16 protein-coding genes are annotated in these 22666 nt (G+C 74.6%); 7 read left to right on the forward strand and 9 right to left on the reverse strand.

Features of this window, described 5'->3' with window-relative positions:
• Positions 1-551: 551 nt before the first annotated feature.
• A complete protein-coding gene (locus ACIBCJ_RS08380; RefSeq protein ID WP_365979171.1) occupies positions 552-4211 on the forward strand; it encodes a S8 family serine peptidase in 3660 nt (1219 codons plus the stop codon).
• Between the two features lie 94 nt (positions 4212-4305).
• Here the strand turns inward: ACIBCJ_RS08380 and ACIBCJ_RS08385 are convergent, their stop codons facing one another.
• From ACIBCJ_RS08385 to ACIBCJ_RS08400, 4 genes are all read right to left on the reverse strand, one after another.
• Positions 4306-4434: a hypothetical protein gene (locus ACIBCJ_RS08385; protein WP_279588475.1), complete on the reverse strand. Its 129-nt coding sequence runs from the start codon at positions 4432-4434 to the stop codon at positions 4306-4308.
• Positions 4435-4496: 62 nt separating this feature from the next.
• Positions 4497-5891 carry a carboxyl transferase domain-containing protein gene (locus tag ACIBCJ_RS08390; RefSeq protein ID WP_365979172.1) on the reverse strand — a complete coding sequence of 465 codons (1395 nt, stop codon included), beginning with the start codon at positions 5889-5891 and terminating at the stop codon, positions 4497-4499.
• A complete protein-coding gene (locus ACIBCJ_RS08395; protein ID WP_365979173.1) occupies positions 5884-7341 on the reverse strand; it encodes an acyl-CoA synthetase in 1458 nt (485 codons plus the stop codon). The genes ACIBCJ_RS08390 and ACIBCJ_RS08395 overlap by 8 nt, the downstream gene beginning before the upstream one ends.
• A 418-nt stretch (positions 7342-7759) precedes the next feature.
• Positions 7760-8350 carry a hypothetical protein gene (locus tag ACIBCJ_RS08400; protein WP_362099178.1) on the reverse strand — a complete coding sequence of 197 codons (591 nt, stop codon included), beginning with the start codon at positions 8348-8350 and terminating at the stop codon, positions 7760-7762.
• A 281-nt stretch (positions 8351-8631) separates the two neighbouring features.
• On the opposite strand from ACIBCJ_RS08400, the gene ACIBCJ_RS08405 reads away from it, so the two are divergent.
• Positions 8632-9405, forward strand: a complete 774-nt coding sequence (locus ACIBCJ_RS08405) for an IclR family transcriptional regulator (RefSeq protein WP_362099175.1) — start codon at positions 8632-8634, stop codon at positions 9403-9405.
• The gene (locus tag ACIBCJ_RS08410; RefSeq protein WP_362507783.1) at positions 9402-10262 is read left to right on the forward strand and encodes an SMP-30/gluconolactonase/LRE family protein; all 861 of its coding nucleotides are present in this window, start codon (positions 9402-9404) and stop codon (positions 10260-10262) included. Before ACIBCJ_RS08405 ends, ACIBCJ_RS08410 begins: the two co-directional genes overlap by 4 nt.
• 74 nt (positions 10263-10336) lie before the next feature.
• Here the strand turns inward: ACIBCJ_RS08410 and ACIBCJ_RS08415 are convergent, their stop codons facing one another.
• From ACIBCJ_RS08415 to ACIBCJ_RS08430, 4 genes are all read right to left on the reverse strand, one after another.
• Positions 10337-11740 carry an FAD-dependent monooxygenase gene (locus ACIBCJ_RS08415; RefSeq protein WP_365979174.1) on the reverse strand — a complete coding sequence of 468 codons (1404 nt, stop codon included), beginning with the start codon at positions 11738-11740 and terminating at the stop codon, positions 10337-10339.
• Positions 11730-12938 carry an MAB_1171c family putative transporter gene (locus ACIBCJ_RS08420; protein ID WP_362507777.1) on the reverse strand — a complete coding sequence of 403 codons (1209 nt, stop codon included), beginning with the start codon at positions 12936-12938 and terminating at the stop codon, positions 11730-11732. The genes ACIBCJ_RS08415 and ACIBCJ_RS08420 overlap by 11 nt, the downstream gene beginning before the upstream one ends.
• Positions 12939-13050: 112 nt before the next feature.
• Entirely contained in the window at positions 13051-14235 is a 1185-nt protein-coding gene (locus ACIBCJ_RS08425) for an MAB_1171c family putative transporter (RefSeq protein ID WP_365979175.1), read from the reverse strand.
• Positions 14232-14774, reverse strand: coding sequence for a toxin (locus ACIBCJ_RS08430; RefSeq protein ID WP_362099161.1), 543 nt, complete (start codon positions 14772-14774; stop codon positions 14232-14234). The genes ACIBCJ_RS08425 and ACIBCJ_RS08430 overlap by 4 nt, the downstream gene beginning before the upstream one ends.
• A gap of 282 nt (positions 14775-15056) precedes the next feature.
• Between ACIBCJ_RS08430 and ACIBCJ_RS08435 the strand changes: the two genes are divergently transcribed.
• From ACIBCJ_RS08435 to ACIBCJ_RS08450, 4 genes are read left to right on the forward strand one after another with little or no spacing between them, the layout of a single operon-like run.
• Positions 15057-16415, forward strand: coding sequence for an extracellular solute-binding protein (locus ACIBCJ_RS08435; protein ID WP_365979176.1), 1359 nt, complete (start codon positions 15057-15059; stop codon positions 16413-16415).
• The gene (locus ACIBCJ_RS08440) at positions 16412-17353 is read left to right on the forward strand and encodes a sugar ABC transporter permease (protein ID WP_365979177.1); all 942 of its coding nucleotides are present in this window, start codon (positions 16412-16414) and stop codon (positions 17351-17353) included. Before ACIBCJ_RS08435 ends, ACIBCJ_RS08440 begins: the two co-directional genes overlap by 4 nt.
• A complete protein-coding gene (locus tag ACIBCJ_RS08445; RefSeq protein WP_362099152.1) occupies positions 17350-18216 on the forward strand; it encodes a carbohydrate ABC transporter permease in 867 nt (288 codons plus the stop codon). Before ACIBCJ_RS08440 ends, ACIBCJ_RS08445 begins: the two co-directional genes overlap by 4 nt.
• A 45-nt stretch (positions 18217-18261) precedes the next feature.
• Complete coding sequence (locus ACIBCJ_RS08450) at positions 18262-19767, forward strand: alpha-N-arabinofuranosidase (RefSeq protein ID WP_365979178.1); 1506 nt, start codon at positions 18262-18264, stop codon at positions 19765-19767.
• A gap of 12 nt (positions 19768-19779) precedes the next feature.
• Here ACIBCJ_RS08450 and ACIBCJ_RS08455 read toward each other — a convergent pair whose 3' ends face one another.
• Positions 19780-22569, reverse strand: a complete 2790-nt coding sequence (locus ACIBCJ_RS08455) for a beta-galactosidase (protein WP_365979179.1) — start codon at positions 22567-22569, stop codon at positions 19780-19782.
• Between the last annotated feature and the right edge of the window lie 97 nt (positions 22570-22666).

Genomic DNA, 22666 nt, shown 5'->3' on the forward strand with positions numbered 1-22666 from the left:
CGGGGGGCCGCTGAACGGGGGGTGTGCGGGGGCGAGGCCGCAGGGAGCCGGCCCAGCGGCGGGACGTCGGACGCCCGGCGGACGTATCTCACCACCGCGGCCCCAGCTCGGCTCAGCCTGACCCGACGTCCCCTGCCGCCGTCGCCGCCCCTGTCGCCGTCCTCGTCGCCGTGCTCGTCACCGTCGCCGCCCCTGTCGCCGTCACCGTCGCCCGTCCCCGTCCCCGTCGCAGCCGAGGCGCGGTCGTGGTCGTGGTCGCGGTGGCTCGCCAATCGCGGTCGCGGTCGCAGAAGCTGTCGCAGCCACAGCCGAACCCGTCGTCGTAGCCGAACCGGCCGTCGCGGCCGCAGTCCGCCCGTGAACCCACCGTCGAAGCCGCAGCCGTGGTCGAGTCCGTCGGTGCGTCCGGTGCAGGTCGGCGCGCCCGGCTGGCGGGAACCCGCCAGGGCGCCTATCCGCCGCCTCCGTGCAACTCCCGTGTCCAGCAGGCCCCCTGAGACTGCTCACAGCACTCGTCACAGCACTCGACGACGACACGAAGAGAGACGTGGATGAGCACAGGACCAGTCAGACGCGGGGCGGCCCTCCTGTCGGCGGGGCTCGTGATCGCGCTGCTGTCGGCCGGGACGGCGGCGGCACAGGATCCGCCCCCGGACCCGGCGCGCCCACCGACGGCGGCCGCCCGTACGGGCACCGCGGCCGGCGCGGCCCGCACCGTCACCCTCGTCACCGGTGACCGGGTGACCGTCACCGACCTCGGCGGCGGCCGGAAGACCGTCACGGTCGAGCGCCCCGAGGGCGCCACCGGGGCCGTGCGCACCAGCACTTCGGGCGGCCGGACCACCGTCGTACCGGACGAGGCGCTGCCGTACCTGCGCGACGGCAGCCTCGACGAACGGCTCTTCGACGTCGGGGCGCTGCTGGAGCAGGGGCTCGCCGACACCGAGACCGGCGAGCTGCCGCTGATCGTGACCTACGGCAAGGGCACGCGGGCCGCCACCCCGCGGGGCACCGAGCGCACCCGGGCGCTGCCCAGCGTGCGCGGGGCCGCCGTCGACGCCGACAAGGGGCGGACCTTCTGGCGGGAGTTCACCCGCCGCGGCGCCGGGATCGACGGCGTGTGGCTTGACGGGAGGGTCACCGCCGACATGGCGGAGTCCAACGCCCAGATCGGCACCCCCGAGGCCTGGGAGGCCGGGCTCACCGGCAAGGGCGTCACCGTGGCCGTGCTGGACAGCGGCGTGGACGCCGGGCATCCCGACCTCGCGGGGCGGATCGCGCAGAGCAAGAGCTTCATCCCGGGCCAGGAGGTCGCCGACCGGCACGGTCACGGCACCCACGTCACCTCCACCGTGGGCGGCAGCGGCGCCGCCTCCGACGGCAAGGAGAAGGGCGTCGCCCCCGGCGCCACCCTCGCGGTCGGCAAGGTCCTCGACGACGGGGGCTCCGGCAGCGAGTCCGAGATCATCGCCGGCATGGAGTGGGCCGCCCGGGACGTGGACGCCGACATCGTGTCCATGAGCCTCGGCTCCACGGAGGCCAGCGACGGCACCGACCCGATGGCCGAGGCCGTCAACACCCTCTCCCGCGAGACCGGCGCCCTGTTCGTCATCGCGGCCGGGAACACCGGCGCCCCGTCCTCCATAGGCTCGCCCGGCGCGGCGGACGCCGCACTGACCGTGGGCGCCGTCGACTCCGCCGACCAGGCCGCCTGGTTCACCAGCGCCGGGCCCCGCTACGGCGACAACGCGCTCAAGCCCGACCTGTCGGCCCCGGGCGTCGGCATCCTCGCCGCCCGCTCCCGGCTGGCGGAGGGCACCGGCGACTACACCAGCATGGACGGCACGTCGATGGCGACGCCGCACATCGCCGGGGTGGCCGCCCTGCTCGCCGAGGAGCACCCCGACTGGGACGGCGCGCGGCTCAAGAACGCGCTGATGTCCACGTCGAAGGAGCTGGACGCCCCCGTCCACCAGCTGGGCGCGGGCCGGGTCAGCGTGCCGGACGCCGTCGGCGCCGACGTCACCGCGACCGGCAGCGCCGACCTCGGCTTCTACTCCTGGCCGTACGACGCCCACCAGCCGGTCACCCGGACCGTCACCTACACCAACACCTCCGCCTCCGACGTCGAGCTGAAGCTGTCCGTGCGGGGCGCCCCCGAGGGCGTCGCCACCCTCGCCGACACCTCCCTGACCGTCCCCGCGCACGGCACCGCCTCCACCACCGTCACCGGCGACGCCTCCAAGGCGCCGGCCGGCAACACCGGCGGGCAGATCGTGGCGGCCGACGCGACCGGGACCACCCTCGCGCACACCGCGTTCGGCCTGGTCAAGGAGGAGGAGCGGTACACGCTCACCGTGCACGTCAAGGACCGCTTCGGTGCCGCGACACCGGCCGACCTGACCGTCCAGCAGCTCGCGAAGGGCGTCGACCCGGTCCCCGCGCACGTCGGCGAGTCCGGCACCCTGGAGCTGCGGCTCAAGCCCGGCACGTACAGCCTGTCGTCCTTCCTCGACGTGCGCGGCAGCCACGGCGCCGACTCCCTCGGACTCGGCTTCCTCGCCGCGCCGGAGGTCGTCGTCGACCGGGACCGCGAGATCACCCTGGACGGCCGCGAGCTGCGCGAGATCGCCGCGGACGTCGACCGGCGCACCGAGACCCGGCAGCTCCTCATGGAGTACGACCGCGAGGCGAACGGCTCCGACCTGTTCGGCGCCGTCCAGGTGCCGCTGACGTACGACAGCATCTTCGCCGCGCCCACGAAGAAGGTCACCGAGGGCGGCTTCGAGTACCGGACCGTGTGGCGGCTCGGCAAGCCGCTGCTGGAGGTCAAGGGGATCGGCGAGGCCACCGTCCAGTCCGGCGGCACCCTGATCGAGGGCCGCACCCGGCTGCCCCTGGCCGACGTCGGGGACATCGGCGACGGGCCCTTCCCGGACGGCGTGCGCGGCAAGGCGGTCCTCGCCCGGCTCACCGACGGGACCGAACCGGCGGCGCTCGCCGCGGCCGCGCAGGACGTCGGCGTCAAGGCGCTGTTCGTCACCGACGACACCGCCGGACGCCTGATGGCGTGGTGGGGCACGGAGGACAACGCCGACCGGCCGCTGCAGATCGCCACGGTCTCCGCGGCCGACGCCCGCCGGCTGCGCGAGGCCGGACGGGTCGACATGACCGGCACCCGCAACACGCCCTACGTGTACGACCTGTCCGAGGGGCACCGGGGCGCCGTGCCCGACCGCGGCCTCACCTACCGGCCCGGCCACCGCGACCTCGCCGAACTGCACACCGCGTACCACGGCGCCGAGCCGGCCGGCGGCGGCGAGTTCCGGTACTCGCTCACCGACACCTTCCCGATCGGCCTCGGCTTCCGGGAGCGGATCGACTACCCCGTCCAGCGCACCGAGTACGTGTCCACCGGACCCGGCCAGCGGTGGCACGAGACCGTGACGAGCGCCGGTGAGGCGATCGAGGAGCGCGGCGGAGTCGTCGCGTACCGCGGAGGGTCCAGCGCGGAGCTGGACTGGTTCAAGCCGGTGTGGCACCCCTACCTCGGCACCGGGCTCGGCTGGGGACAGCAGCGCGTCGGCAACCAGCTCCAGTTCAACGCGCCCGGCTGGGGCGACTCCGGCCCCGACCACACCGGCTTCGGCGACGTGTGGAGCGAGGGCAGCGGCGTGTCGCAGACCACCTCGGTCTACCTGGACGGCGAACTGGTCGACCAGGGCCCGAGTTCCGCCGCGTACGTCTCGGACGCGCCGGCCGACGAGCACACGTACAAGCTCGTCACCGACACCGCGCTCGACGCGGCGCGGTGGCCGCTCGCGAGCAAGGGGCACGCGGAGTGGACCTTCCGTTCCGCCGCCACCCCGCAGGACCGGTGGACCTATCTGCCGCTGATCAACCTCTCCTTCGACGTGGACACCGACCTCGCGGGGACGGTGCGCGGCGGGAAGAAGCTGCGGGTCGGCCTCGGCGCCTCGTACGTGGCGGGCGCCCCGGACACCGGGACGATCGGCGGCGGCGGCCTCGACGTGTCGTACGACGACGGGAAGAGCTGGCAGCGGGTCCGGCTGCACGGCGGTGACGCCTCCTGGAACGGGACGCTGAGCGTGCCGCGCCACGCCGAACACGTCTCGCTGCGGGCCACGGCGCACGACGACCGGGGCGGCTCGGTCACGCAGGAGATCGTGCGGGCGGTGGCGGTGCGGTAGGCCGCGACCGTCCGGCGCCCGTGCCCGGGCGCGGACACGCGGACGGCGCCGCCTCCCTGGGACGGGGAGGCGGCGCCGCCGGGTTCTCGGACCGTCAGACCAGCCAGCCGACGAAGTGGACGAGGCCGGCGAGGATGTCGGTGAGAAGGTTCATGATCGTGCAGCTCCTTGCGCTGTTCATGTGCGGGACCCGCGGGGCCCCGCCGGGACGTACTCGGGACATGTGCGCCGACTACGGTCTGCAGCCCGCCGTTCGCACACCGTAAGTATCGTTGGTCCCTGCAGTCACATGCGCTCTCCAGAGCGACGATCACCTGTTCCAGGGAACAACTGCTCGCTTGTTCGGATCACGCCAAGTTCGGCCAACTCCTGGGGTGTGATGCGCAGTTGTCGGGCCATCGTCTCCGCCTCCCCCGGCGGGCGCTTGAGGATCGCGGCGGCGTGCTCCGGCGCGATGACGGAGAAGTAGCTGTCCGGGGTGGCCCAGGTTGCACCGGGCGCGGCCAGGGCCAGCGCACCGCCGGAGCCGCCCTCGCCGATCACCAGCGTGGTGACCGGCGTGCGCACCGAGGCCACGGCGCCGAACAGGTCCGCGATCGCCGGTCCCGCCCCCTGCCGCTCCGCCTCCGCGTCGTTGGCCGCGCCCGGCGTGTCCACCAGGGTCAGCACCGGGATGCCGAGCCGGTCCGCGAGGTGGACCAGCCGGGTCGCGGTGCGGTACCCGGCGGGCCGGGTCGCCGCGCCCGTCTGGGCGGCGTAGGCGACCGTCCGCCCCGCGTGCTCGCCGAAGCCGCAGAGCATGCCCTCCGGGTCCCGGCCCCCGCAGCGGTCCCCGGACAGGGCGACGCGGTCGGTGAAGTAGGCGTCCAGGTACGCCCGGGCGCGCGGGCGTCCGGGAGCGCGGGCCCGCAGGACCGCGTCCCAGCCGCCGGACGGCAGGTCCCGCGCGCCCAGCGGCTCGGGCACCGGCGCCGGGTCGCCGGAGGGCGCCGTCAGCAGGCGCAGCCACCGCCCCAGCGTCGCGCGCAGCTCGCCGGGCGGTACGACGGCGTCCGCGCTGCCCGCCGCCACCTGCGCCTCGGCCGTGTAGGCCGCCGGGTCGGCGTCCGGCGGCCGGACCCGCGAACCGGCGAAGCCGACCTGGGCGCCGGGCAGCGCGAGGACCACGTCGGCGCCCGCGCCCAGCGTCGCCCAGCCGCCCCCGGTCGCCGGGTCCCGCACCACCGCGACCTGCGCGAGCCCGGCCGCCCGGGTGAGCGCCGACTGCCGGGCCACCCGCTGGAGCTGGGTCAGCGCGAGCATCCCCTCCTGCATCCGGCTGCCGCCGGTCGCGACCAACGGCACGACCGGCAGGCGGTGTTCGCGCGCGTACGTGTACGCCGCCTCCAGCCGGTCGCCGGTACGGCTGCCCAGCGAGCCGCCCAGGAAGCCGAACTCGAAGGAGATCAGCACGGCCGGGGTGCCCCCGACGCGGCCGGTGCCGCACACGACGGACTCCTCCTCGCCGGTCCGCGCGGCGGCACGGGCCCGCGCGGTGTCGTAACCCGGCCAGCCGAGGGGGCCGTCGGGCGGCCACGCGCCGTCCGGGTGGGGGAGTTCGGTGAAGGACAGGTCGTCGGTGACGAGGGCGAGGAACTCCCGCGCGGTCGCGCGTCCGGCCGCCGCCGGGCGCTCAGCCACGGTCGAGCGCCCGCTTCATGATCTTCCCCATGTCGTTGCGGGGCAGCGCCTCCAGGTACCGGACCACGCGGGGCCGCTTGTGCGGGGCGAGCCGGGCCGCGACATGGCCGGCCAGCGTGTCGAGGGCGGGCGGCGCGGCGGGGTCGGCCGGGACGATCCAGGCCACGATCCGCTCCCCGAGGTCGGGGTCGGGCTCCCCGGTGACGGCGGCCTCCCGCACCGCCGGGTGTTCGAGGAGGGCGTTCTCGATCTCCCCGGCGCCGATCTTGTAACCGCCGCTCTTGATCAGGTCGGTGGCCTTGCGGCCGACGATGCGGACATAGCCGTCGGGCTCGCGCACCGCCATGTCGCCGGTGCGGAAGAAGCCGTCCTCGGTGAAGGCGGCGGCGGTGGCGTCGGGGCGGTTCAGGTACTCGGTGAACAGGTTCGGGCCGCGTACCTGGATCTCGCCGACGCTCTCCCCGTCCAGCGCCGTGATCGGCGTGCCGTCCTCCTCCACGAGCCGCAGCTCCACACCGGGCAGCGGCACGCCCACCGTCCCCGCGCGCGGCTCGCCGTCGGCGCGCACGCTGGTGTTCATCAGCGTCTCGGTCATGCCGTACCGCTCGATCACCCGCCGGCCGGTCGCGGCGGCGATGCGCTCGTGGTCGTGCACGGGCAGCGCGGCCGACCCCGACACCAGCAGCCGCGCCCCGGCGAGGGCCTTCGTCAGCTCCGGGTCGCCGGGGAGCGTCTCGGCGATCCGGTGGTACATCGTCGGCACGCCGAACAGCATGGTCGCGCCGTCGTTCAGCTCCCGCGCCGCACCCTCGGTGGAGAACCTGCCCAGGTGCCGTACGGACCCGCCCCGGCGCAGCGGGCCGAGGACGCCGAGGACCAGGCCGTGCACGTGGAACAGCGGCAGCCCGTGCACCAGTACGTCGTCGCCGGTCCACTCCCACGCGTCGGCGAGCGCGTCCAGGGTCGTCGACAGCGCCCGCCGGGGGATGACGGCGCCCTTGGGCGGTCCGGTGGTGCCGGAGGTGTAGACGACGAGCGCGGGGTCGCCCTCGCCGGCGCGGTCCTCGGGGACGGTCCCGCGCGCCCGCACGTCCACGTCGACGCGCTCCAGGGCGGCGAGGGCGGGCGGGAGCCCGGCGTCCGGGGGCGCCAGGACGAGGGAGGGCGCGCTGTCGGTGAGGATGTGCGCGAGTTCGCCGTCGCCGGACTTCGGGTTGAGGGGGACGGCGGCGGCCCCGGCCAGCAGGGTCGCCACCACGGCGACGGCGGTCTCCATCACCGGGGCCGCCCAGACCGCGACCCGCCGGGCACCGCCGATCCGTCCGGCCGTGGCGCCCGCCGCGGCGGCGAGTTCCGCGTAGGTCAGGGAGCGCTCGCCGAACCGCAGCGCGGGCCGTTCGCCCGGAGCGCCCGTCGGCGCCGGGGAGAGGGCCGGGAAGAGAGAGGACACGCGGAGTACTCCTTAGCTGGTGCCTGAGAGCTGTTGCCCGTCGTTGCTGTTGTCCGGGACTGTCGTACAAGGCTGCCGGATCGCGCCGGATCCGCCAGGGGGCCTCCCCGAATCCGGGCCCGGCAGCACCGGCCAGTACCGGCCGACACCGGCCGGGAACCCGCGCCGTCCCGGTCGTCCCGGTCGTCCCGGTCGTCCCGGTCGTTCCGCCCGGTCCCCGGCTCGGCACCGGGCGATCCTGGTCGCCGTCGCCGTCGCCGTCGCCGTCGCCGTCGCCGTCGCCGTCGCCGTCCGGCAGTCCCGGTAGGCCGCCGCCGCGACGCGCCGCCACGTCCGTACGGTCGCCGAGGTCCGCCCGCCGGACCGGGACCCGGAGGACGACCGACCGTCCGCCGTCACGCGACTCGCGGGCCCCGCGTCACCCGCCGGGCGCGGTGCGCTGGAGCAGGCCCCAGGTGAACTCGGCGACCACCTCGTGCCGTACGCCGTCCCGGTCCGGGGCGGTGAAGGCAAGCCCCCAACGGGTCGGGGCCGAGCCCTGGAGCGGCCGGGCGGGGGCGAAGGCGCGGGCCGCCTCGTCGACCGTGCAGGACCAGGGCGTGAGGTCGTCCAGGGTGCGCAGTGCGGGCCCCGGGGAGCCGGGGGCGCGGACCAGCCACTCGTTCCACACCACGCCCCGGTCGGCGACCAGCACCTCGAAACGCAGGTCGGGCCAGAGGGGCAGCGCCCACTGCCGGGCCTCGCACTCCAGGTCGCCGATCCGGCGGCGTGCCACCGAGTCCGGCTCCCCGAGGACCGAGCGGTACCGCGCGGCGGCCGAACGGGACCTGGGGGAGCGGAGCATCGCCTGCCAGCGTCTGTTGGCCTCGCGCATGTCCGCCACCGAGGCGCCCAGCGCGCGGCGGGCGTCCTCCACGGGGCCGGGATTGTGGTCGGCCATGCGGCGCAGCAGGACCAGCTGGAAGTCGCGCGGGGTGAACGGTCCTGCGGGCTGCTTTCCGGTCGGCATGCCGACCATCTTCACGGACGGGGACGGCGGGCACGGCGACCGCCTTCGCGGACGAGGCCGGTGGGCCCGGCGACCGCCTTCGCGGACCGGGACGGCCGGCGCGGCGGCCGTCCCTGCGGGCCCCGTCCCCACGGGCCCCGTTCCCGAGGACGCGGCGGACCCTGGCGGTGGCGCACGGGCCGGAACCCGCCCATTGCCCAGGCAAACGCGATATGAGTAGCCTGTGTTCGCGATTCCGACCGCCTGTTGAAATCTCGAACAATCTAGGGAGGGGGCTGGACATGGGACGCCTCGTGCCGGCCGTGACCCGGGCTCTCGACATACTGGAGCTCTTCCTCGACGGGGACGGCACGCTCTCCGCCCCCGACATCGTGCGCAGGCTCCAGCTGCCGCGCACCACCGTGCACGAGCTGGTCACCACGCTCGCCGCCCGCAAGTACATCGTCCCGGTCCCCGGGCAGTCCGGACGCTACCGGCTCGGCGTGCGTCCGTACCAGCTCGGCGCCCGCTACGCCGAGCACCTCGACCTCGCCGCGGAGGGCCAGCAGGTCGCCCGGAGCGTCGCCGAGACCTGCGACGAGACGGTGCACGTGGCGATCCTCGAGGACACCGACGTCATCTACATCGCCAAGGTCGACTCCACGCACGCGGTGCGCATGGTCTCCGCGGCCGGCCGCCGGCTGCCCGCGCACTGCACGTCCGTCGGCAAGATGCTGCTGGCCTCCCTGCCCGAGCCGGAGGTCGCCGCGCGCTTCCCCGACGGCGCCGAGCTGGCCGCGATGACCCCGAACAGCATCACCGACCCGGCCGCCCTGCGCGAGGCCCTGACCGTGATCCGCGAGCGGGGCACCGCCGTGGAGAGCCGCGAGTCCAACCCGGACGTCTCCTGCGTGGCCGCCCCGGTCCGCGACCGCACCGGCCGCGTCGTCGCCGCGCTGTCGATCTCGGTGCCTATGATCCGCTGGAGCGAGGAACGCCGCGCCGAACTGGAGCAGCTGGCCGTCAAGGGCGCCGCCGACCTCTCCGAGCGGCTCGGCCACAGGAGCGCGGCATGACGACGAACGGCACGGTCTTCGAGGTGGCCGTCCACGCGGAGGCGGCCCTCGGCGAGGGCCCCACCTGGGACCCGGCGACGGGCCGCCTGCTGTGGCTCGACATCCTGAACTCCCGCGTCCACACCTACGACCCGGCCACCGGCCGGCGCACGCTGCGCCGCACCGACCAGCACGTGGGCGCCGTCAAGCCCCGCACGGGCGGCGGGCTCGTCCTCAACCTCCGGGACGGAATCGGCCTGGTCGACCCCGACGACACCTTCCGCTGGCTGCACCGCGAGCCGGTCCCCGGCCGCCGCGGCAACGACGCCGCCGTCGCCCCCGACGGGAGCCTGTGGGCGGGCACCATGCGCTACGACGAGGCGCGCGGCGGGGGCACGCTGTCCCGGTTCACCGGCGACGGCACCGCCGAGACCGTCCTCGACGACGTGACGGTGAGCAACGGCACCGGCTGGAGCCCCGACGGCCGGCTGATGTACTACAACGACACCCCCACCCGCCGCATCGACGTCTTCGATGTCGCCGGGGACGGCCGGGTCGCGAACCGCCGCCCCCTGGCCACGATCGAGGACGGCGCGGGTTTCCCCGACGGCCTGTGCGTCGACGCCGACGGCTGCGTGTGGGTCGCCCTGTGGGACGGCTCGGCGGTGCGCCGCTACACCCCGTCCGGCGCGCTGGACCGGGTGATCACCCTTCCCGTCCCGCGCGTCACGGCCTGCGCCTTCGGCGGCCCGGACCTCACCGACCTGTACGTCACCACGGCCCGGGTGGGCCTGTCGTCCCCGCACCCGCTGGCCGGCTCGCTGCTGGTGGTGCCGGGGGCGGGCCGGGGGACGCCGCAGCCCGCGTTCGCCGGGTGAGGCGGGGGACGCCGCCGGACGGCGTCACGAGCGGCGGCGGCCGTGCCCCGGGACCACCGGGAGCGGCCGCCCGCTCACACCCCCGCGCGGTCGAGCCCGGCGAGCACCGCGCGCTCGCCGGGGGTGAGCGGCGGTCCGGACAGCGGGGGCAGCGACGGCCCGGCCAGGGCGGCCAGGACCGCCGACGGGTGGAACATGCGGGCCGGTGACGTACGCATGCTGGTGACGTCCCAGATCGCCGAGGCCGCCGCGAAGGAACCGGTGGCCGCCCGCGTCATGCGCCGCGTGTACGCCGTCGCCGCCCGGTCGGCGAGCCCCGGCCGCCCGCCGCGCGTGGCGGGGTAGAGCACGTCCTGCCCGACGGCCATGGCCCAGGCCGCGTCCACCGGGCGCGCCGCGCCCCGCACTACCCGCCGGGCGAGGCCGGGCGCGTCCAGCCGGTCCGCCCGGTCCAGCTCCCGGCCGAGCACCCGGGCACCGAACGCGGCGACCGACATGCCCTGCCCGTAGGCCGGGTTGAAGGTGCCGAGCGCGTCCCCGAGGACCACCAGGCCCTCCGGCCAGCGGGGCACCTTGTCCAGATAGTGCCGCACGTTGCTGGTGGACCGGCTCAAGTGCACGTCGGTGAGCGGTTCGGCGCCGGAGACCAGCCGGCCGACGATCGGGTCCGGCAGGCCGAGCGTGTACCGCAGGAAGCCTTCCGGGTCGGCCGGCGGCTCACCGCCGCGCGTGCCGCCGCAGCTGACCAGCCAGCGGTCCCCCTCGACCGGCATGACCATGGCGCTCCGGCCCGGCCGGGAGACGTACGGGTCGGCCTGCACGATCGTCAGCGGGAACCGCTCCGCCCCGGCCGGCACCCGGTACAGGCGCGAGGCGTTGACCAGCCCCGAGTCCACGGTCCTGGTCCGGACGCCGGTCAGCCCGAGCCGCTCCAGCCAGGGGACGATCCGCGTACCGCGTCCGCTCGCGTCGACGACCAGGTCGGCGTCGAGGTCCGCCTCCCCGTCGGGCCCCGACACCCGCACGCCCCGCACCCGCCCCGCGGAGCCGGTCAGCCCGGTTACGGCCGCCCGGCGGACCTCGACCGCCGGGTGTTCGAGCACCGCGGACCGTACCGTCCAGTCCACCAGCGCCCGGGTGCAGGTGAGCATGACGGGACCCGAACGCCGCCAGCGGCGCAGCCAGCCCTCGGGGGTGCGGGCCAGCATGCCCGAGCTGAGGGATATCTCGTGGGCCTCGGCGGCGAGCAGCCGCTTGCGCAGGCTCACGCCGGGCACGATCTCCTCCATCGCGGCCAGCCCGCCGGCCATCAGCAGGTGCGCGTGCCGCCCCTGGGGCAGCCCACGGCGCTGACGGGGACCGTCGGGCAGGTCGTCGCGGTCCAGCACGAGCACGTCCTCCACGCCCGCGTCGGCCAGTACGGCGGCGGCCAGCATCCCGGCCAGTCCGGCACCGACGACGACAGCTCTACGCGACATGGGGCTCCTCGGGTTCGGTCAGGGTTCCGGTCAGGCCGGACGGGCTCGTGCCGGGCGCGCCGGGGCGGCCGGGCGGGTGGTGCAGCGCCTGCGACAGCTCCACCAGCCCGCTCGGGCCGGGTACTTCGGTGGCGTGCAGCCGGTAGGAGCCGGTGGAGTCGGACGGTTCCTCGTGGGCGGCGGCCCGGCGCGCCGCGTCGGCGAGCATCACCGCCTCCGCCGTCAGCCGCGCCTCGTGCGGGGAGCGTCCCGCGCGCAGGGCGGCGTCCCGCGCCCGCTCCCTGACCCGGTGGTCGAAGTACGGCGCCAGCGCGAGCAGGGCGTCGTGGATGGAGACCTCACGCCACTGCAACCGGGCCCGCGGGAGCTGCCACCAGGCGGCCGGCGGCTTGGGGGCCGTGGACACCGACCCCACCAGCGACCACAGCGGCCCCAGCCGCCGGTAGTCGTCCAGCCCCCGCCAGTGCGCGAGCACCGACGGCAGCAGCCTGGGCAGGCCGAACCCCACGGAACACACCAGCGCCGCCAGCGACGCCATCGGCGGGGCCACCGTGGTGGACAGGAAGTCGAGGTCGTGACCGGTCCACCGTGCCACCACCGCCGTGTACTTGGCGAGCTGGAACCCCACCAGGTCCAGCAGCCCGCCCAGCAGGATGAGCCGCAGCCCGACCCGCAGCAGACCGCCCACCTCACGGCTCCACTTGACGCAGACGACGCACATCACCAGCATCGCCGCGCTGTGCCCGAGCAGGTACAGCAGGATCATCTCCCGCATGAACGGGGTGCCCGCGTAGTACGTGTCGAGGTCGGTCAGCCGCTCGGTGTCCGCGTCGGCGAGCAGGAACAGCACCACGATGGCGGCCACCAGCGCGCCGTAGGCGGCCATGCTGCGCACCACCGCGCGCCGCACCACCGCGCGGGGACCGCCCCGCCAGTTGATCAGCAGCACCAGCACCGCACAGCTGTACGCGGAGAGCATGCCGTAGGTCAGCGGGGCCCCGAAGTTGGTGACGCCGGTGAGTTCGTTGACGGTGCCGAGGGTGGCCGGGGCGGCGCACACGAAGACCAGCGCGCCGAGGACGATCGCCACGCAGGTGGACCGGGTCAGCGGATTGCGGACGGCGGTGCGCGGGCGGCGGAACAGCAGCACCGAGGTCATGCCGAACACCAGTGCCGCCAGGTAGACGACGAGACTCACGTCCGACCACTCCTCTCGTGCGGGACTTCCGCGTCCCTGCCGTGCCCGACGCCCGTGCGAAGGACCGCGCGGCCGTCCGTGCGACGGCCGGCCGGGAACCCGTCGCGGCCCCTCACGCGGTGCCCGCCGCGGTCCGGCCGCTCGGCACGGCGGACGCGGCCGGCACCCGTACGGCGCCGGCGAGCACGTCGGCGATCCGCGCGAGGGTCGCCGGATCCGGCGACGGTGCGGGGGACCGGCCGGCCCGGGACCCCGGCGGCACCGCCCGCCCGGGACCGGCCTCGTGCCGCAGGGCGTCGGTGATCACCGCGGCCCAGGCGCACGCCCCGGCCAGCTCGGCGTCCCCGGTCGCCGCCAGCGCGTCGGCCCGGGTCCGGTCGTACAGGTCCCGGTCGCCGTACGCGTCCAGGTGCCCGAGTGCGTTGTGGATGCTCGTCCGGCGCCACATCAGGAGGGTGGCGGGCGCGGCGAACCGCGGGCGCGGCAGCCGCAGCGACCGGCGCACGAGCAGGTCGTCCAGCGCCCGCTCCAACGGTTCGAGCCGGGCGTACGCACGGGCGGCCCGCCGCCACTCGGCCGCCCACGGCGCCACCAGCGGCACGAGCACCCCGACCACCACCAGCAGGGCGCCCAGACCGGCCGCCGCGGGGGAGACGGTGGTGCCGAGCGCCGACCAGTCGTGACCGGACCAACGGGCGCTCACCGCGACGAGCTTGGCCACGCTGTAACCGGCGCCGCACAGGGAGCCGATCCCGAGCAGCACCAGACCGGCCCGCAGCCCGCCGCGCACCTGCCGGGCCCAGCGCAGCGCGGACACCATCGTGACGCTCACCGCGGTCAGGTGCGCGACCAGGTACAGCACGATCATCTGGGCGATGAACGGGGTCCTCGCGTAGTAGGTGTCCAGGTCGGTGCGGCGTTCCACGGGCGCGTCGCCGAGGGCGAAGGCCACCCCGATGCCGAGGACCACGGCGGTGTAGGCGAGCGTCCACCGGCGGACGGTGCGCCGCACCCGGGGCCCGCCGCGCCAGTGCACGACGAGGACCTGGGAGGCGGCGCAGTAGCCGGTGATGGCCGCGTAGGTGAGCGGCGCCGCGAGGTTGGGCACGCCGCTCAGCCGGTTCACTGCTCCGACCGTCGGCGGCGCACCGAGCAGGAAGCAGAGCCCGGCCAGCCCCAGCACCGCGCAGATGGCCCGCAGATACGGGTCGTGCCGGTGCCGCAGCAGGTCGGGGGCCTTGACCGCGAGGCCGAGCCAGAGCGCCCCGCAACTCAGGTAGTTGATCAGGCTGTTCATCCGGTCGTCCCGCGGTAGTTGAGCGCGGCACCGATGCGGCCCGCGAGACTTCCGGGACTGGCCGGATCGTTACCCTCCGCCGCGAACACCGAGTCGGTGGAGGCGTCCAGCCAGGCGCGCAGCCGTGTACCCATCAGCATGCCGAAGCGGTCCGCCTCCTGCTCCTCGGCCAGGGAGAAGTCGGTGCGCGCGGCCACCGGCCGGTTCCGGCCGCCCGCCGGGGAGCCCGCCGCCCCGCCGTCCGCCTCGGCCCGGCGGCGGCTCATGTGCCAGACCTCGTGGCAGAGGATCACGATCTGATGCCAGACGGCCGCGCGTTCGTCCACCACCACGTCGTCGTGGCCGTCGCGCTCCAGCCACAGTCCGCTCGCCGTGTGCGGCGGGAACGCGGCCCGGTGCACGACCACCTCGCGGCCCCGCCACGCGCTGACGGAGGCGACGAGTGCGTCGAACAGCACCTCGGGATCGGCCGGCACGGCCACCCGGATGGGGTCGATGAGGGCGTCGGCGAGACGCCGCATCTCCTTCCTGGTACGCACCGCTGTCTCCTCGTTCCCCCGGCCGTCCTCCGGTCACCCCTGCAATATGCCAAGCCGCGTGCCGTCCGGGCCAGTTCCAGGGGCCCGCGGATCGCCGGGTGGCCGAGACGGCACCCCCGTCCGGTCCCTCCGGCCGGTGCGAAGTCCGCCGGGATCCTGCCCGGACCATTGACGCGCAAGCGCTTCCCACCTACGTTTCCCGTTCGAAGTTACGGGCGCCATCCGAAATATCGAACAGCTCTGTGGGCAACCCAGAGCGGACAACGACAGATGGGGCAGGGCATGGGACGACCTGGCCTGGATCGCAGGCACTTTCTGGCCGCGGCCGGCGGCCTGACGGTCGCGGGCAGCTTCGGTTTCGCCGCGCTGGGCACCGGCGCCGACGCGCTCGCCTCGGGCGCGGACACCCGGGTGCGCTACTGGAACCTCTTCAGCGGCGGCGACGGCTACAACATGATCGCGATGCTGGACTCCTTCCGCAGGGACAACCCGGGCATCGAGGTGAAGGACTCCACCCTCCAGTGGGGCAGCCCCTTCTACACCAAGCTCGCCATGGCCGCCGCCGGCAACCGCGCGCCCGACCTCGGCGTCATGCACCTCGGCCGGGTCACCGGCTTCTCGCCCGGCCGCCTCCTCGACCCCTGGGACACCGCGCTGCTCGCCGAGTACGGCGTGCGGGAGGAGGACTTCAACCCCGAGCTGTGGAAGCGCGCGGTCATCGACGGAAAGCTCTACGCCCTCCCGCTCGACATCCATGTCCAGCTCTGCTTCTACCGCAAGGACGTGCTGAGGAGGGCGGGCCTGCTCGGCGACGACGGCCGGATCGTGCCGGTCACCTCCCCCGAGGAGTGGTTCGACCTGCTCAAGGAGGCCAGGAAGGCCACCGCGAGGGGGTTGCAGACCATCGGCCTGTGGCACAACGACCAGAACTTCCAGTGGTGGTTCTTCGTCGCCTTCTACACCCAGCTCGGCGGCACCTGGTTCGACGACGCCCGTACCGAGGTCACCTTCGACACCGACAAGGCCGCCCGGGTCCTGGAGTTCCTGCGCAAGCACGTCGCCGACGGGTACGCCGACCCCGCCTTCGGCGGCGGCGCCGGTGCCGAACAGTTCGTCAACGGCTCGCCCTTCTGCTGGGAGGGCAACTGGTCGGTGCCCGTCTTCGACGCCGCGAAGCTCGACTACGGCGCCACCCCGCTGCCGCCGGTCTTCGGCAGGCGGGCCACCCACGCCGAGTCGCACTCCTTCGTCCTCCCGCACCAGGCCGGCCGCGGCGGCGCCACCGACGAGGGCGCGCACCGGCTCGCCGCCTACGTCGTCCGGCACGCCCGGCAGTGGGCGGCCGGCGGGCACATCCCCGCCCACACGCCGACCCTGTCCACCGCCGCCTACCGGAAGCTGCGGCCGCAGAACGAGTACGTCTCCGCCATGGACCACCAGGCCACCGAGCCCAAGGTGTGGTTCGCCGGGTCGACCGGCATCCTCGCCCAGCGGGTCGGCCCGGTCGTCGTCTCCTCGACGACGGGCTCCGCGAAGCCCGAGGCCGCCGCCCGCCGGATGAAGAGCACCCTCGCCGAACTGCTCGCCATGAAGAACCCCATGGACGGCCGCACCGCCGCGCAGGGAGGTGCCGGCGCATGACCACCACCAGCGCCGGGACGGTCATCCGTCCGACGCGCGCCGAGACCGCCGCCGACCGGGCCGGCGTCCGCCGCGGACAGGGCTTCCAGCACGGCGGCTGGTTCGTCGCCCCGTTCCTCGCCCTCTTCGCGCTCTTCGTGGTCTGGCCGCTGCTGCGCGGCCTCTGGCTCAGCTTCACCGACGCCAACATCTCCGGCGACGACGCGCGCTTCATCGGCCTCGACAACTACCGCGAGGCCCTGAAGGACCCCCTGATGTGGGACGCGTTCGGCCACAGCGCGTACTTCACGCTGCTCGTCGTGCCCTGCATCACCGTCCTCGCCTTCCTCCTCGCGATGCTGGCCCACCACATCGAGCGCGGCAAGTGGCTGTGGCGGCTCTGCTTCTTCCTGCCGTTCCTGCTGCCGTCCACCGTCGCCGCCAACCTGTGGCAGTGGCTGTTCAACCCCGGCACCGGCATGGTCAACCACGTCTTCGGCCTCGACACCCCGTGGCTGACCGACAAGTCGTACGCCATGCTCGCCGTCGTCATCACCACCCTGTGGTGGACCGTCGGCTTCAGCTTCCTGCTCTACCTCGCCGCGCTCCAGGGGATCCCCGCCCACCTCTACGAGGCCGCCAGGCTGGACGGCGCGAACGCCTGGCACCGCACGGTCCACATCACCCTGCCGATGCTGCGCAACATCACCGGTCTCGTCGTCGCCCTCCAGATCCTCGCCTCGCTCCAGGTCTTCGACCAGGCCGTCGTCATGCAGGACTTCGGCCCCGGTCCCGAGGACTCGACCCGCACCTTCGTGCAGTACACGCTCGAACAGGGCTTCACCAGCTACCGCGTGGGCTACGCCTCCGCGATCTCCATCATCTTCTTCGTGCTCATCGCGGCCGTCGCCCTCGCCCGGATGTGGCTGCTGCGCAACCGTGAGGAGGGCGCCCGATGACCACCGCCACGCGGCAGCCGCCCCGGGCCGGGGCGCGCCGGGCCCGGACACCCGGCCAGATCGTGCTCACCCTGCTCGGCACCGCCGTCTCCGCCGTCTTCCTCGCCCCGCTCGCCTGGGGCCTGTTCACCTCGCTCAAGTCGGAGACCGAGGCGGTCGAGGTCCCCACGCACTGGCTGCCGCACGACTGGACGGGACAGGCGTGGAAGGCCCTGTTCGAGACCGGCAACATCACCGACTGGTTCGTCAACTCGCTCGTGGTGTCGGTGTGCGTGACGGCGATCGTGCTGCTGGTCGCCGCGCTCGCCGGATACGGCTTCGCCCGTACCGAGTTCCGCGGCAAGGGCGTCCTGATGGGCCTGGTGATGGCGGGCCTCATGGTCTCGCCCGCCGTGCTCGGCGTGCCGCTGTTCACCAGCGTCCAGCAGATGGGGATGGTCGACACCTACTGGGGCATGATCCTGCCGCAGTGCGCGCCCGCCGCGATGGTCTACATCCTCTACAAGTTCTTCCAGGGCATCCCGCGCGAGCTGGAGGAGGCCGCCTTCATCGACGGCGCGGGCCGCTGGCGGGTCTTCTTCACGATCATCGTGCCGCTCTCCCGCCCCTCGCTCGCGGCGGTCGGCATCTTCACCTTCATCAGCTCCTGGAACAACTTCCTGTGGCCCTACATGGTCACCAACAACCCCGACCTGATGACCATGCCGAACGGCATCGCGACCGTCATGAACTCCTACGGCATCCAGTGGGCCCAGCTGATGGCCGGCGGCCTCATGGCGGGCCTGCCGCTGATCGTCGTCTTCGTCTTCTTCCAGCGCCAGATCGTCGCGGGCGTCGCCCACACGGGCCTGGCCGGCCAGTAGAGAACTCCGCACGAGGACCCGCCGCACCCACCCCGAAAGGAAAAGATGCGCCCCGCCCGCTTCACCCTCGACCCCGCCTTCACCGTCGGCGCCGTCAATCCCCGGCTCTTCGGCTCCTTCGTCGAACACCTCGGACGCTGCGTGTACACCGGCGTCTTCGAACCCGGCCACCCCGCCGCCGACGCCGACGGCCTGCGCGAGGACGTGCTGGACCTCGTCCGGGAACTCGGCGTCACCGCCGTGCGCTACCCCGGCGGCAACTTCGTCTCCGGCTACAAGTGGGAGGACTCCGTCGGCCCGGTGGAGGACCGCCCGCGCCGCCTCGACCTCGCCTGGCGCTCCACCGAGACCAACCGCTTCGGCCTCTCCGAGTACATCGCCTTCCTCAGGAAGATCGGCCCGCAGGCCGAGCCCATGATGGCCGTCAACCTCGGCACCCGGGGCGTCGCCGAGGCACTCGAACTCCAGGAGTACGCCAACCACCCCGCCGGCACCGCCCTGTCCGACCTGCGGGCCGAGCACGGCGACAAGGACCCCTTCGGCATCCGCCTGTGGTGCCTCGGCAACGAGATGGACGGCCCCTGGCAGACCGGCCACAAGACCGCCGAGGAGTACGGCCGCCTCGCCGCGGAGACCGCCCGCGCCATGCGCCAGATCGACCCGGACGTCGAACTGGTCGCCTGCGGGTCGTCGAGCCAGGCGATGGAGACCTTCGCCGCCTGGGAGGCGACCGTCCTGAAGGAGACCTACGAACTGGTCGACCACGTCTCCCTGCACGCCTACTACGAACCGCACGACGGGGACGTCGACTCCTTCCTCGCCTCCGCCGTGGACATGGAGTCGTTCATCGAGAACGTCGTCGCCACCTGCGACCACGTCGGCGCCCGCCTCAAGTCGAAGAAGAGGATCAACCTCTCCTTCGACGAGTGGAACGTCTGGTACATGAGCAGGACCGAGGCCCAGGTGAGTGTCCTCGACTGGCCCGAGGCGCCCCGTCTGCTGGAGGACAACTACAGCGTCATGGACGCCGTCGTCTTCGGCTCGCTCCTGATCGCCCTGCTCCGGCACGCCGACCGCGTCACCGTGGCCTGCCTCGCCCAGCTCGTCAACGTCATCGCCCCGATCATGACCGAGCCCGGCGGCCCGGCCTGGCGCCAGACCACCTTCTTCCCCTTCTCCCAGGCCTCCCGGTACGGCCGCGGCGAGGTGCTCGACGTCCGGGTGGACTCGCCGGTGTACGAGACGGCCAAGTACGGCGAGGCCGACCTGCTGCACGCCACCGCCGTGCGCGCCGAGGACGGCACCGTCACCGTCTTCGCCGTCAACCGCTCCCGCACCGGGGCCCTCCCGCTGGAGGTCGCCCTCGGCGCCCTGGACCTGACGGAGGTCGTCGAGCACAGCGCCCTCGCGGACGCCGATCCCGACGCCCGCAACACCCTGGCCGAGCCCGACCGCGTCGTCCCGCACCCGGTGGACGGCACCGCCCTGGACGGGGGCAGGCTCACCGCGACCCTGGAGCCGCTGTCCTGGAACGTGATCCGGCTGCGCTGAGCCGGACCGGGGTCAGCCGCGGCGCCGGCCGGGGGAGGGCACGGGCTTCACCGGCACTCCGCCGGCCGCGCTGCCCAGCAGTTCCAGGCGCACCCGGCCGGGTCCCGGCACGGTGCCGCCGTCGGACAGGACCGCGAGGGCCAGGGTGTTGGCGGCGGCGCGGGTGCGCAGGATGCCGTTCGGCAGGACGAAGGTGTGCGGGGCGCCCGCGGCGCCGCCCGCGTACGCGCCCATGTTCCAGCCGTTCAGGAAGACCTGGACGCGCACGTCCCGCTCCGGGGCGCCGTCGAGGACCAGGCCGACGGAGGCGTCCGTCTCCGGCGGCACGTCCAGGCGGAACGTGGTCCGGTACCAGGTCACGCCCTGACGCCGGTCCGCGTCCGACGCGTCCGCCGGGGACCCGACCTCCCAGGCGCCGTCGTCGTACCCGGGCAGGTGCCAGCCGTGGCGTTCCCCGTACAGCCCGCCGTTGTTGAGCGGTCCGCGCACGGGGTCGGGTGCGGCCGCGCCCATGATCCGCCAGCGCACGCCGGGCGAGGCGCCCTCGAACCGGGCCGAGACCAGCCCGCGGGCCGTCCGGTAGGCGTCCTGGCCGTGCGGCGTGCTCCGGACCAGGACGGCCAGCACGGGCGCCGGGTCCGTGCCGGACCGCCTGCGCAGCGCCTCGCGCGCGGTCCCGGGCAGCCGGAACTCCGCCGTGGCCGTCCACGTGCCTTGGCCGTCCTCGCCGCCCCCGCCGCCCTCGTGGGCGGGCTCCGGGCGGTGCGTGCCCAGCGGTTCGCCGTCCAGCCAGGCCATCAGCAGGCCGTGCGCGCCCGTGCGGTAGGAGAGGGACACCGATTCCGCACCGGAGGCCCCGGTGAGGCGGCCGCGGTACCAGACGTCGCCGTAGTGGAAGCCGTAGTCGTCGGCGAAGAGCACGGGCTGCCCGTCGGGGACCGGCGTGGTGCTGTGCGAGGTGCGCCGGCCGGCGACCGTCCAGCCTTCGTCGCCGTAGCCGGGCTCGGACTCGAAGTTCTCCGTGCGCCGCCGCCAGCCGTCGAGCGCGGGCAGGACCAGCTCGGGCACGCCCGGCAGCGGCCACACGGTCATCAGGCTCTGGGCGCGACCCAGTCCCGACTGCACCCGCGCGCCGTTCCAGGTGACGTCGGTGATGCCGGGCGGTGCCCACACCTCCAGCTCGCGCTCGCCGACCGTGTCACCGGTCAGCCGGACCACGGAACCCTCCAGCGCGGCGTCGCGCAGCAGCTCGGGACCGCGCACCAGGATCCGGCCCGACGGGGTCTCGAAGGGCCACAGCCGCAGCGAGGCGGCGTCGTCGGCGAGGAGCAGCAGCAGGGTGCGGTCGGAGTCGCCGCTGCGCACCCGCACCCGGGTCAGCCGGTCCTGGGCGAGCGGCACCGTGACGTGCAGCTGTCCGCGGTCGAAGGCCCAGGCGGCCTCCTCGTCCAGCCGGGTCGGCCACGGCTCGCTCGGGCAGTCGAGGACCAGGTGCGCCATCTCGCCCGCCCGCCCCACGAACGCGGCGATGTCCAGCGGCCCGACGCTCAGGGACAGCATGGGCTGCACGGTGGCGTGGGCGAGCCTGCGCCCGGCGCCCAGGCGGAGCCCGGTGGCGAGCAGCTTGGCGTCCCGGGCCGGGACGGTGACCTCCACGTCGCTCCCGCCCATCGGCAGCGTCGAGGTGACCTCGGTGGCGGAGTCGTTGCGCAGGACGTACGCGTGCGCGCCGGTGTCCGGGTTGGCGAGGTGCCGCACCCGGATGCGGTCGTCCGCGGCCCGGACGGCCGGCGCCGGGGTCATCCGGGTGAAGTCCGGGACGTGCCGCAGCAGGTGGCCGAGCTGGTGGAGCGGCGCGAGCTTGTCCGTGGGCCGCCGCGCCTCGTCGATCGCCGCGGTCGGGTCGTACGTCGGTGAGGGCGCCGACGGCGCGGACAGCCACCCCCAGGAGGTCCCGCCGAACGCCATCCGGACGTTGTGCAGCGTGCTTCCCCGCGCCAGCCGGTCCAGGTGCAGCCGTCGCGCCTCGGCGGCGTCCCGGGTCCGCTCCGGCTCCTCCCGGACGAGCGGGGAGCCGGAGTGCAGCACCGGCACCTCGATGCCGTCGGCGCGCAGCCGCGCGCGCAGGCGGTCGAGGCCGGCGCGCTCGGGGGTGTCGGCGCGGTAGAGCAGCACGGTGCCGCCGCCCCGGGTGAACTGGTGCCGGGCGGCGACGGCGTTGACCCGGCTCAGCCACTCGTCGGCGTGGCGCAGGTAGGCGGGATCCGCGGCCTCGGCCCGGACGCCGGCCGCGGTCAGCCAGCCGGGCAGGCCCCCGGCGTCCACGTCCGCGCCGATGTACGGGCCGGGGTGCAGGACGACGTACAGGGAGCACTCGGCGGCGGTGCGCAGGAACAGGTCGAGGTCGCGGACCCCGGTGAAGTCGTACGCGCCGGGGGCGGCGGAGTGCTGGTTCCAGGCGAGCCGGACGCTGACCGCGTTGTGGCCGTACGCCCGCATCTTCTGCAGCACGTCCCGCCACAGGGACGGGCTCGGCAGCCGGAAGGGGTGCAGCTCGCCCGACCACAGCGCCAGCCGCCTGCCGTCCACCAGCAGGGAGTACCGGTCCAGGGCGACCCGGTGGCGCCGGCCGTCGGCACCGGGCGGGCCGGGCGGCGGCCCCGTGGGGACGGGGCCGGGAGCGCCGGAGAAGGGGAGCGCCGCACTGCTCACGCTGCCGCCGAGCGCGAGTCCGAGGACGGTGGTGCCCGCGAGGGCGGTGAACGCTCGTCTGCCGAGCCTGCTGGGCCTGCTGAGCTCCAAGGGAGCCTCTCCTGTTGCGCGCGTACCTCCGGTCCCGTCCGCTGCCCGGGACCGCCTGTGCCGGGTCATTGTCCCAGCGGACGCCACAATGGTCGGC

Source organism: Streptomyces sp. NPDC051136 (genome assembly GCF_044455745.1).
In the GTDB taxonomy this organism is placed as follows: Bacteria; Actinomycetota; Actinomycetes; order Streptomycetales; family Streptomycetaceae; genus Streptomyces.